This is a genomic window from Flavobacterium sp. LB2P53 (assembly GCF_003970305.1).
Taxonomy (GTDB): Bacteria; Bacteroidota; Bacteroidia; order Flavobacteriales; family Flavobacteriaceae; genus Flavobacterium.
Map to the genome: position 1 here is coordinate 387225 of NZ_RYDG01000002.1, position 12637 is coordinate 399861.

Annotated in this window: 10 protein-coding genes; 5 read left to right on the plus strand and 5 right to left on the minus strand. The window is 35.8% G+C overall.

What is annotated here, in order from left to right:
* Position 1: 1 nt before the first annotated feature.
* From EKL95_RS04165 to EKL95_RS04175, 3 genes are all read left to right on the plus strand, one after another.
* Complete coding sequence (locus tag EKL95_RS04165) at positions 2-481, plus strand: RDD family protein (protein WP_126563604.1); 480 nt, start codon at positions 2-4, stop codon at positions 479-481.
* A gap of 104 nt (positions 482-585) precedes the next feature.
* Positions 586-1929: a dGTP triphosphohydrolase gene (dgt, locus tag EKL95_RS04170; protein WP_126563655.1), complete on the plus strand. Its 1344-nt coding sequence runs from the start codon at positions 586-588 to the stop codon at positions 1927-1929.
* A 90-nt stretch (positions 1930-2019) separates the two neighbouring features.
* Positions 2020-4677, plus strand: coding sequence for a T9SS-dependent M36 family metallopeptidase (locus tag EKL95_RS04175; protein ID WP_126563605.1), 2658 nt, complete (start codon positions 2020-2022; stop codon positions 4675-4677).
* Between the two features lie 43 nt (positions 4678-4720).
* Here EKL95_RS04175 and EKL95_RS04180 read toward each other — a convergent pair whose 3' ends face one another.
* The 3 genes from EKL95_RS04180 to EKL95_RS04190 all read right to left on the minus strand — a co-directional run bounded on the left by EKL95_RS04180 (position 4721) and on the right by EKL95_RS04190 (position 8581).
* Positions 4721-5671: a DUF3078 domain-containing protein gene (locus EKL95_RS04180; RefSeq protein WP_317125127.1), complete on the minus strand. Its 951-nt coding sequence runs from the start codon at positions 5669-5671 to the stop codon at positions 4721-4723.
* A 123-nt stretch (positions 5672-5794) separates the two neighbouring features.
* A complete protein-coding gene (locus EKL95_RS04185; protein ID WP_126563606.1) occupies positions 5795-7576 on the minus strand; it encodes a 1-deoxy-D-xylulose-5-phosphate synthase in 1782 nt (593 codons plus the stop codon).
* Between the two features lie 33 nt (positions 7577-7609).
* The gene (locus EKL95_RS04190) at positions 7610-8581 is read right to left on the minus strand and encodes an energy transducer TonB (protein WP_126563607.1); all 972 of its coding nucleotides are present in this window, start codon (positions 8579-8581) and stop codon (positions 7610-7612) included.
* Positions 8582-8642: 61 nt separating this feature from the next.
* Between EKL95_RS04190 and EKL95_RS04195 the strand changes: the two genes are divergently transcribed.
* Positions 8643-9086 (plus strand): nucleoside deaminase, encoded by a 444-nt coding sequence (locus EKL95_RS04195; RefSeq protein ID WP_126561464.1) that lies wholly within the window; start codon positions 8643-8645, stop codon positions 9084-9086.
* Positions 9087-9278: 192 nt separating this feature from the next.
* On the opposite strand, the gene EKL95_RS04200 is transcribed toward EKL95_RS04195, so the two are convergent.
* Entirely contained in the window at positions 9279-10823 is a 1545-nt protein-coding gene (locus tag EKL95_RS04200; protein ID WP_126455129.1) for a ribonuclease E/G, read from the minus strand.
* Between the two features lie 315 nt (positions 10824-11138).
* The gene (locus EKL95_RS04205) at positions 11139-11429 is read right to left on the minus strand and encodes an HU family DNA-binding protein (RefSeq protein ID WP_016989051.1); all 291 of its coding nucleotides are present in this window, start codon (positions 11427-11429) and stop codon (positions 11139-11141) included.
* 132 nt (positions 11430-11561) lie between these two features.
* Here EKL95_RS04205 and mutY point away from each other — a divergent pair, with 132 nt between their 5' ends.
* Complete coding sequence (gene mutY / locus EKL95_RS04210) at positions 11562-12599, plus strand: A/G-specific adenine glycosylase (RefSeq protein ID WP_126553957.1); 1038 nt, start codon at positions 11562-11564, stop codon at positions 12597-12599.
* Positions 12600-12637: the final 38 nt, after the last annotated feature.

Below are 12637 nucleotides of genomic sequence, written 5' to 3' on the forward strand. Positions count from 1 at the left end.
AATGGAAAATGAAAAATTTACTGTTACAGATGATTTATTAGCTTCCAAAAGCCAGCGTCTCCTGAATCTACTTATCGATATATTGATTATTTATATTATAGCAATAAGTATTGTCGCTACCATTAATATAATTGGAGATACAACAAACAGTCATGAGGCATCGAATTGGGTTTCATCATTAAGTTTGATTGAAAATTTATTCTTTGGACTTATTATTTTGTTTTTTTACTATGCATTTACGGAGATGTACTTCTCCAGAACCTTTGCTAAGTATTTTACCAAAACGATTGTAGTACGAGTTGATGGATCTAAACCCAATACCAAAAACTTTATGATACGAGCAGTATCCCGCCTTAATCCTATGGACCCTTTTTCATTTCTGGGTAAAACAGAAAGAGGTTTGCATGATACTTTATCCGCAACGTATGTGGTGAAAAAACACGAGTTTATAACCAAGAAAAAATTATTTACGGAAGAATAAGAAAGTAGATAAGATAAAATTAGCAGTCATTTTAGACTGTTTTTTTGTTTATAAACACAACCTTTTCTTTATATTCGCTCCTTGTAAAAACCAAAAATATAATGATGCACTGGGAACAACTTTTATCACTAAAACGACAAGGAGACAAAGGCAAACGATTGCGGATAGAACAAGACGACACCCGTTTGGGTTTTGAGGTGGATTATGACCGTATTATCTTCTCGGCTGCCTTTAGAAGTTTACAAGATAAAACGCAGGTTATTCCGTTGTCAAAAACTGATTTTGTACACACCAGATTGACGCACAGTTTAGAAGTTTCTGTAGTGGGACGTTCATTAGGGCGATTGGTGGGTAAAAAAATCATCGAGAAATATCCGCATCTACAAGAAGTGCATGGCTATCACATGAATGATTTTGGGGCTATAGTTGCCGCTGCATCGTTGGCACATGATATTGGGAATCCGCCTTTTGGGCATTCCGGTGAGAAAGCTATTGGTGAATATTTTTCCATTGGGAAAGGACAACAATACAAAGACCAGCTTACGGCAAAAGAATGGCAGGATTTAATTGATTTTGAAGGGAATGCGAATGGTTTTTCGGTGCTGACGGCCAGTCGTCCCGGAATTGAAGGAGGACTTAGAATTTCGTTTGCAACTCTGGGTGCTTTTATGAAGTATCCAAAAGAAAGCTTGCCGAAGAAACCAACCACAGCTATTGCCGACAAAAAATACGGTTTCTTTCAAACGGATAAAACTTTTTTTCAAGATGTGGCTTTAGATATGGGATTGATTCCAAATAAAACAGGGATGGATATTGGTTTTGAAAGACATCCTTTAGCGTATTTAGTCGAAGCGGCTGATGATATTTGTTATACCATTATTGATTTTGAAGACGGAATCAATTTAGGACTAGTTTCCGAAGATTTTGCTTTAGAATATTTGATAAAATTGGTAAAAGACAGCATTGATACTTCAAAATACAAGACCTTAGAAACCAAAGAAGATAGAATAAGTTATTTGCGCGCTTTGGCAATTGGAAGTTTAATCAATGATGCCGTAAAAGTATTTGTCGAAAATGAAGTGCTGATCCTGAACGGAAAATTCCCGTATGCCATAATGGATAAGAGCAAATACAAAGCGCAGATGGACGATATTATCAAAATAAGTGTGGATAATATTTACCAAAGTCGGGAAGTCATTGAGAAAGAAATTGTAGGCTACCAGATTATTCAAACCTTGTTAGATAAATTCATAACGGCTTTCAATAATAAATTCGATGGGAATGCATCTAATTACGACTCTTTAATTCTGAAAATGTTGCCTGAAAAGCATCATTTGGAAAAAGAAAATTTATACGGAAGATTACTTCATATTTGTCATTTTATCTCATTACTGACAGATGGAAATGCGTTGTTGTTTTATAAAACAATTACTGCTGTTAAAAATTAACAATTGTGTACTAATCATTAATTTGTTATTGTAGATTAAAAAAATTAGATTTGTTTTCAGCTTTTATGATTGATGAATTATTAGATTTTTATGAAAAAAATTATACTTTTTTTAGTTTTTTTAACGCATTTTTTTGCTTTAGGACAATCGAACACTTTAATTATTCAACGATATTTAAATACTCCTAATGCTAAAATTAATGTTTCGAAAAGCGATTTTAAGGATTGGGTAATACAAAGTGATGGTGGAGCGACCAGCTCCGGAATACAAAATTGTTATGTAGTGCAACGTTATAAAGGTATTGAAATCTTTAGGGCAGTTTCTAATTTTTCAATACAGAATAGTGAAGTTATTGATGTTCAAAAACGAATAGTGGATGGTGTTTCTAAAAAAGTAAATACAACCAAACCCTCATTATCAGCAGTAGATGCTTTGACTAAAGCGTATTCGCTCTTGGGCATGAAAGCCGATGAAATTTTCACTGTTATAGAAAATAAAGAAGCTCATAAATTTAAAATAAGCAATGGGTTAGGCATTCAGGAGCCAGTCACTGCTAATTTAGTTTTTCATCAAGCCAGTAATGGTAAATTAATTTTGGCGTGGGATTTTACCATTTATACACCAACTCAGGACCATATATGGAGCGTGAGAATTGATGCCGCTGATGGGGGACTGTTAGAAAAAAATGATTTTGTTATTTCTTGCAGTTTTGATCATAGTAAAGCAATCAGTCATTCTCATGAGTCTTGGGCAAATTCATTTGACTCCAGTTACAAACAAATTTTTTCGGCCTCTCCAACGCAAACAACTAGCGGGTCCTACCGAGTGATACCATTCAATTTTGAAAGTCCCAACCACTCTGCTTTTCAACTTGTTTCGAACCCAGCGAACAGCCATGCATCTCCTTTTGGCTGGCATGATGTTGATGGTGTGGCGGGACATGAATTTACGATAACCAGAGGAAATAATGTATGGGCTAAAGAGGATTTTGTCAGCACTAATTCAACTTCGGGTTTTAGCCCTTCAGGTGGAGCATCACTACTTTTTGATTTTCCTTATGGTGGTACAAATGTACAGGCATCAACCTATATAGATGCGGCAATTACGAACCTTTTTTATATGAATAATGTCATGCATGATGTTTGGTATCAATATGGTTTTGATGAAGCAAATGGAAATTTCCAAGTGAATAACTACAATCGTGGCGGGAAAGATACGGATCATGTTAATGCTGATGCACAAGATGGATCATTAGTGGTACCAATGAGTTTAAATAATGCTAATTTTTCAACTCCGGTGGATGGGAGTAGCGGAAGAATGCAGATGTTTCTGTGGGATCGAGGTCCAGAAATTAAGCCAATAATAATTAATTCGCCTGCAAGTATTGCTGGAAGTTATGTAGCAAGGCAAAACTCCTTTAACCCAGGACGTGTTGATTTGCCTGTGGCTCCCAATTTCCTGCAATCTGATGTAGTGCTCTACTTAGATAGTACGGGCGGCACCTCCCAAGGGTGTGTAGCACCTTCTAATGCTGCGGCAATGAGTGGGAAAATCGTTGTGCTAAGAAGAGGGAGCTGTACGTTTGTGGTGAAAGTAAAAGCGGCGCAAAATGCAGGGGCTGTCGCTGTAATTGTTGTCAATAATGCTGATGGAGATTTAATTATGTCAGGAGCTGATGAATCAATTACCATACCTGCGATAAGTGTTACTCAGTCCGTTGGGGAGAATATTATAACCCAGATGCAGACTCAAACCGTGAATATAAAGATTCAATTAGAGGCTTCTCCTTTCATAAATTCAGATGGTGATTTCGATAATGGGATTATTGCACACGAATATGGTCATGGGATTTCTACTCGTCTGGCCGGCGGGAGCAATAACTCCAGTTGTTTGAATAATGCGGATCAAATGGGAGAAGGTTGGTCTGATTGGTTTGCATTAATGATGCAAATTAAACCTGGAGATTCTGGTGGTGCCAAAAGAGGAATAGGGACTTTTGTTTCTTCACAAGCCACAGATGGCAGGGGAATACGAGATTTTCAGTATTCTACGGACAGGGCGATTAATCCAATGACATACGCCTCTACCAATAATTATCAGTTTATTGACACAGATAATGTATCAAAAACCTCCGTACACGGGGTAGGTTCCGTTTGGGCTACTATGCTGTGGGATTTAACGTGGGCTTATATCAATAAATATGGTCTTGATAACAATAAATATACAGGAACAGGCGGGAATAATAGAATCATGCGAATTGTATTAGATGGAATCAAATTACAAGTTTGCAGTCCTACTTTTGTAGATGCAAGAAATGCTATTATAGCTGCAGATCAGGCAATAACAGGCGGTAAGGATTTCTGTTTGATTTGGGAAGTTTTTGCTGCCAGAGGCCTTGGGTTTAATGCATCTGCTGGAGACAATAATGTCGGGAATGATCAAGCTGAAGATTTTACAAGACCCGTATCAGGACCAAATTGCGCCTTAGCGGTAGACAACTTTGAGAGTGATGTGATGCGCGTATTTCCAAACCCATCCAAAGGGCCAATAACAATTAAAATTGATCAATACTCTGGTAGGGTAAATATCCAAGTAATAGATCTTAACGGACGAGTGCTTTATGATGTTAAAAACCAAGAATTCAGTAGAGTAAAATCAATTGATTTAAGTGCATTGGCAACCGGGATTTATATATTGGATATAAAAGGAGAAAATTTACATTATGTTGAAAAAATAATTAAAAATTAATAGCATAAATTTTAAAGCCCTGAAAAAATTTTTCAGGATTTTTTTAAAACAAATATTGTATTCCAACACCTATAGCTTGCCGTACTTGTACTTTTGGGCCTTCAGTGACTTGAATTCCCGCTATTTCTCTTTTTGATTTAATGTCATCATCATAAATAATATGTGCGCCAATATTCGCTTTTACGTATTGGTTTACCACTAATTCAAATTGGAGGTCGTAATCGATATCTATGTTGCCAAAATGATTCACATAATCAGAATATAAACTGAGGCGATTTTCTAAATGAATATTTTTAAAAATTTCTTTTTTCAGATGACCCGTAAATAAAAATCCGAGCTCTGTTCTGGATTTTTCGCCTTTTTCGATCAAATTTCCGTTCAGATCGTAAATGGCTTTAGTGACACCAAAAGCACCTTGATTCGCTAATCTTTGATCTAAAACCAAGGTTGTTTTAAATGTAAATGGGGAAATATAAAACGTTCTTTTTTTCTCTTTATTTATATTCTCAGCTCCTATTCCCATGAAGGCATAAGCGGGTGCAAAGGGCTTTGATATTGCAGTTTGAGTATTTGGATAAGAATAACCATTAGTGAACTGCGTATTGAAATTTAATTTTGCGGAATGGTACCAATTCGAAAGAGTGTCTTTTCGATAACCAAATGTTGAGTTTAATAAAAGGGCATCATCCGTTTTTCTTACTTCGATGCGGTCTTGTTTGTTTAAACCATATCGGATTAAAAGTTCATTGGTCCAATTGTAATTGCTTCGGTTGTACGTTCTCAGAAATTTTCCGTTGAACAACCCGGAAACGGAGCTTGTTCCTCCGGGACTCCAGTTGATAAAAGCGACTTCGGATATGTCAAATCCTAAACTATTTTTTTTTGTCCAATACGATAAAGGGACATGTGGTTTCTTAGTTCGTATATTGACTACTACGGTCAGCGGTTTCTTTACTTTTGTGAGTGTTGTTACAGGTTCAAGTGCAGTTTTCATAGTACTGACTGTTGCTTCTTGGGAAAAACTATTTATAGAAACTGAAAATAAAAAAAGTAAAAATGCAGTAGGGAGTAATTTCATTACGGGGGAGATTAAATTTAAACGTGCAAAATAATTATTTTAATAGCTTGAAAAAAGGATTTCAAGACTTTTAACGTCAATTTTGCAATATTGTTGTAATTCAGCCACTGTTCCCTGTTCAATAAATTCGTCAGGAATGCCTAATATTTTTATTTTTGAAGTGTAATTATTTTGGGAAGCAAATTGAAGTATAGCACTCCCGAAACCGCCATTTACTGTGCCATCTTCTAGTGTGATTATAGTTGAAAATTTATTAAAAATAGTATGTAGTGCTTTTTCGTCTAAGGGTTTGACAAATGAAAAATCATAATGGGCAATGGTTTCCTGATGGTCTGTCTTGGCTATAGCCAAAGTGACATTGTGACCAATAGTTCCATTTGATAATACTGCGATATGTGTTCCTTTTTTAATACAAATGCTTTCTCCAATTGCTATTTTTTTATACTTTCCCAGATGTTGATCTTGCCAATTCTGAATCACACCGCGACCTCTTGGATAACGGATAGCGATGGGCTGATTCAATCCCAGTTGTGCAGTATAGAGAATGTTTTGAAGCGCTATTTCGTTCATTGGGGAATAAATAATCATATTAGGAATACAGCGCAAATAAGCAAGATCAAAAACACCGTGATGCGTTGCGCCGTCTTCTCCCACTAATCCCGCTCTGTCCAAACAGAAAATTACCGGTAAGTTTTGCAGTGCTACGTCATGAATGACTTGGTCGTATGCTCTTTGCAAAAAAGTAGAATAAATATTGCAAAATACGATCATTCCTTGTGCCACCATTCCGGCTGCTAAGGTAACGGCATGTTGCTCGGCGATTCCTACATCAAAGGCGCGTTTTGGGAAAGCTTCCATCATGAATTTGAGGGAACTTCCCGAAGGCATTGCAGGTGTAATTCCTATTATTTTTTCGTTTTTTCGGGCCAAATCCAATACGGTCAAGCCAAAAACATCCTGGTATTTCGGCGGTAAATTCTCTTCTGATTTGATGTGAATTTCCCCAGTTGTAGCGTCAAATTTCCCCGGCGCATGGTATTTAACCTGATTTTCTTCGGCTTGTTGCAGTCCTTTACCTTTGGTGGTAATGATATGGAGAAATTTTGGTCCTTTTACTTTTTGCAAGCGTTTGAGTTCCTTGATAACCGCAAAAAGATTATGCCCGTCAATAGGACCCGAATAATCAAAATTCAATGATTTAATCATGTTGTTCTGCCTCGGATTTTTCCCTTCTTTTACGGCAGTAAGATACTTTTTTAACGCACCAACGCTCGGGTCAATACCGATGGCGTTATCATTAAGAATCACCAGTAAATTAGCATCAGTAACTCCGGCGTGATTTAATCCTTCAAAAGCCATTCCTGATGCGATGGAGGCATCTCCAATCACTGCAATATGTTGTTTATCGTATTCGCCTTTTAAATTAGAAGCAATCGCCATTCCCAATGCTGCTGAAATGGAAGTCGAAGAATGTCCTACGCCAAAAGCATCATAGATACTTTCACTTCTTTTTGGAAAACCGGAAATACCGCCGAGTTGCCTGTTGGTGTGAAAATTTTCTCTTCGGCCGGTGAGTATTTTATGTCCATAGGCCTGATGGCCTACATCCCAGACCAACAAATCATTTGGTGTGTCAAACACATAATGCAAAGCGATGGTGAGTTCAACAACACCCAAACTGGCCCCAAGATGGCCTTCTTTTGCGGCTACAATATCAATTATGAAATTGCGTAATTCTTGAGCGACCTGAGGAAGTTGGGTTTCATCAAGCAGGCGTAAATCGGTTGGATTGTTGATATTATAGAGAAGGCTATTTTTCATTATTTGCAAAAAAACAAAATTACATTTTTAATGTTAGAACATGTCGTTTTCGTACTTGGTAATTCGTTTAATTTGTAAAGTGTCAATCTTCGTTATAATTTTGGTTCTAAAAAAAGACTTTTTAATGGTGTCTGGTATAATTGTAAGTGATAATTGAAATTCACAATTTCTTTTTTTACCATTCTCTTCTCCAGGATACCATTTTGGAGAAGATTTTAAAACTCTAGATAATTCCTCACTGCTTATAACTCCTATTCCTTTAATAATTTTCACATCGTTTAATCTTCCATCTTTTTCAATTACGAAAGAAGCTTGAATTTCTCCTACTTCTTTTACTTTTTTAGATAAGTGGTAATTATCTTTAACAAAAGAATAAAACTTAGACATACCACCTATATAATCTGGATAAACGCTAATTCCTAGGCCGCCATAGATAGTATTATCTTCGTAGATAACGCTTGTTTCATTTTTTGTTTTTTCTTCTTTTTTCGATGTTACTTCTCCACATTTAATAGTTTTAGGTTTTTTAAATTTTACTTGATTTACTTTTGATGTGGGTTGTAATTTATGATTCAACGAATCATTTGATTGTGGAGGTAATAACTTACCAACACCAATAGTTTTAATTTCGCTCGTATCTTTAACAATCTTTATTTTATCAATTTTTTGCTTTTTACCATTTTCATTTTTACAACTAAATAGTGTGGTTCCCATAGCGATAAACAATGCCAATAAGAACATTTTGTGATAATGTGTTTGTGTGAATAAAACACGACTCGGAATATGAATCGTTATCGTATCTAATTGTGATTTTCTAAATCTTCCGCAGATATTTTTGTTTTGATTTTGAATGAAAAAACGCTGTATTTCCTGAGGTAACATTGTTGTAAAATCGATGACCGACTTGGAGCAACTTAAGCAAAAACGACCGTTTTCGTTTGGAGTCATTTCATCCCAGTTTTCGCTACAAGGTTCGGGAATCGCTATTTTGTACTTTCTTTCCATTTTTAAATTTCAATATTTAAATGTACTGAAAAATAAATTGTAAAGCCCTATTTTTGTAGTTATGATAAATCCTTTCACTGACGAATATTTTATGAAAAAGGCTTTGCAGGAAGCCGAAATGGCTTTTGAAAAAGGCGAAATTCCTGTTGGTGCTCTAATTGTTATCGATAATAAGGTCATTGCTCGAGGACATAATCTTACCGAATTACTCCATGACGTTACGGCCCACGCCGAAATGCAATCCATTACTGCTGCTGCGAATTATCTTGGCGGAAAATATTTAATGGGTTGTACGCTGTACGTCACACTGGAACCTTGCCAGATGTGCGCCGGCGCTTTGTACTGGAGTCAGATTTCGAGAATTGTCTATGGAGCCACTGATGAAAATAGGGGTTTTGTTAAAATGGGAACACAATTGCATCCTAAAACAACTGTTGTAAAAGGAGTTTTGGCAAATGAAGCTTCGGAGTTGATGAAGCGATTCTTTGTGGAGAGAAGGAAATAATTCTTTTTACACAAATCCCTAGCCCAGATAGCAGTGGAAATCCTTTTCTTTTTTTCTTTAAAAAAGAAAAGATTGTAACGTATAGCTGGATTAGCTCCTGATTGCTTCGTGCCTCGCAATGACCGCTTGCTTCGAAAAATCTCGCAATGACGCACAAAAAAACCGCCAATCTTACGAAAGGCGGTTTATAATTTATTCTATGACAGCATTTTCTTTTTTGTCGTAGAAATGATATTCTAAATACGTGTAAGCATCACGAGGTATGATTTTCACCCACTTTTTATGTTCAAGAAACCATTTTGAACGTAATGATGGAAAACCTTTGGTAAGGTATGCGGCCACAAACGGATGTACATTAAGCACAACATCTTTGTGGTTTTTTAATACTCTTTCCAGATCAAAAGCGATTTTATCAATGATTTGAATTGGTGCTTCAATTTCGGCACTTTCATTGTTTGGATCTTCTTCTCTGGTCTTAATATTTACTTCTGGTCTTACTCTTTGTCTTGTAATTTGAACTAGTCCAAATTTACTAGGGGGTAAGATCTTATGTTTTGCTTTATCATCGCTCATTTCTTCCCTGAGGAAGTCGAACAACACTTTGCGATTTTCAGGATTCGACATGTCGATAAAATCAACCACAATGATTCCGCCCATATCACGAAGACGCAGTTGTCTTGCAATTTCGGCTGCTGCTATCATGTTGACTTCCATGGCTGTATCTTCCTGGTTGGTAGCTTTATTAGAACGGTTTCCGCTGTTTACGTCTATAACGTGCAAGGCTTCAGTATGTTCGATAATAAGATACGCCCCTTTACTCATGGATACTGTTTTTCCAAAAGAAGTTTTGATTTGTCTCTCTATGTTGTATTTCTCAAAAATAGGTGTGTCATTTGATTGATAAAACTTCACTATTGATTGTTTCGAAGGGGCAATTTCTTGCAAATAATCCTTCGTTTGGTTGTACAACTCTTCATCATCAATTTGAATACCACTAAAGGTATCATTAAATACATCTCTTAATATCGAAGAGGCTCTATTGAGTTCTCCTAATACTTTGGAAGGATGATGAGCAGTTGGTAATTTTTTACACATTGCAGTCCATCTGCTGAGCAGGTTCTGCAAATCTTTTTCTAATTCGGCTGTATTTTTGCCTTCGGCTACTGTGCGAACAATAACACCAAATCCTTTTGGTTTGATGGATTGTACTAATCGTTTCAAGCGTTCTTTTTCTTTTTTGTCTTCTATTTTTTGAGAAATAGAAACACGATCAGAAAACGGAACCAAAACTATAAATCTTCCGGCAAGAGAAAGCTCAGCGCTAATCCTTGGTCCTTTGGTAGATATAGGTTCTTTGACAACTTGTACTAAAACAGATTGATTGGCACTCAAAACATCAGTAATGGTACCATCTTTGTCTATTTCTTTTTCAAACTGAAAGTTTTTTAGGGAGAAATCTTTTAATTTACCTGCGCTTACAAGTTTTATGAATTTCAGTTGGGAAGCTAAATTGGGTCCTAAATCATGATAATGTAAAAAGGCATCTTTTTCAAAGCCAACATTTACAAAAGCAGCATTTAGTCCGGCAACGGGTTTCCTGATTTTGGCAATAAAAATATCGCCAACTTGGAAGTTGCTTTTTTCTTCTTCTTTGTGTAATTCAATTAGTTTTCCATCTTTTAATAAGGCAAAATCTACGGCTTCAGAACTAGATCGGATGATTAATTCTTTATTCACGCTGTACATTTTTATCTATTCGCTGTGGCGAACAAATGGATTAAACAATATTTTTAACAGGTATTGAACCCGGGGAAAATTAGCTGGCAGTTTGCAGTGTTAAGTTCGCAGTTGACTGACTACTAAAAACTGAATACTGATTACTAACTTTCAATTTCAATGAACATTTAAAAAGAAAAAAGTAGTTTAAAACTACTTTTTCTTTTTGTGACGATTAGCTCTCGCTCTTTTTTTACGTTTGTGAGTTGCTACCTTATGTCTCTTTCTTTTTTTACCACTTGGCATATCTTATGATTTTATGATTAATTAATATTATTATTTTGCTTCGTTATTTATTTTCACCCCTTCAACAAAAACTTTTGCAGGTTTGAATGCAGGAATGTTGTGTGCAGGAATTTTTATTGTAGTATTTTTAGAAATGTTTCTTCCAGTTTTCTCTGCTCTGGTTTTCACTATAAAGCTTCCAAAACCTCTTAAATAAACATTGTCTCCAGTTTCTAATGAATTTTTTACTTCATTCATAAAAGTCTCTACAGTTGCCTGTACATCTCCCTTTTCAAGACCTAATTTTTCTGAAATTTTTGCTACGATATCTGCTTTCGTCATTTTCTTTCCTATTTATAATGTTGTACTATTTTTTTGAGTTTGCAAATATAGGAATTTAAAAAACAATTATTCAAGCTAATTCATTAAATTTTAATCACATAAACTTTTACTTTTGCAGTCTAATATTTAAAAATGAATTTTTCTAACCTGCTGATAAAATGGTATTTACAAAATAAACGGGATTTGCCATGGCGAAACACTACGGATCCGTATCCTATTTGGCTCTCCGAAATCATGTTGCAGCAGACACGCGTTGCCCAAGGAATGCCTTATTTTATGTCTTTTACTGCCGCTTTTCCTACTGTTTTTGATTTAGCTAAAGCCAATGAAGAGCATGTTTTGAAACTTTGGCAGGGATTAGGATATTATTCCAGAGCGCGAAATTTGCATAAAACGGCGCAATATGTGGCCTCAGATTTAGGGGGAAGTTTTCCGGATAACTATGCGGATTTACTAAAATTAAAAGGCATTGGGGAATATACCGCTGCGGCCATCGCTTCTTTTTCTTATAACGAAGCCGTTCCGGTTGTTGATGGAAATGTATTCCGAGTTTTATCGCGTTATTTCGATATAGATACAGATATTGCTCAGGCTTCTGCCAAAAAAGAATTCGCTGCTTTGGCTTTCGAACTGATGCCAAAAGATAACCCGGCAACCTTCAATCAAGCCATTATGGAATTTGGGGCTTTGCAATGTGTTCCTAAAAGTCCAAATTGCGGTATTTGTGTTTTTAATGAAAGTTGCGCTGCTTTGCAAAAAAACAAAGTTAATCAGTTGCCTGTTAAGACTAAAAAACTAAAAGTGAGAAGCCGTTACTTTAATTATCTGGTTGTTGCAGATGAAAATGACAACACCATAATTCAAAAACGAACCGACAAAGGAATTTGGCACAATCTCTATGAATTTCCTTTGATAGAAACCGAAAAAGAGGAAGATTTTGATTGTGTTAGCGAAGCTATTCAAGCGGATTATTTTAAAGAAAATACTGTCGTAAGTATGTTAGAATACAACGAAAAAAGTATCCTTCATAAATTGTCACACCAGCATTTACATATTAAGTTTTGGAAAGTGAAAATTGAAGGAACAATTGAAAACGGAATTGACGTTGAAACTTTGAGAACTTTTCCGTTCCCAATTGTGATTCATAATTTTATTGAAAAGGATTTATAGAGTTTCTAAAAAAATGTATCTTTGATAAAATACCATAT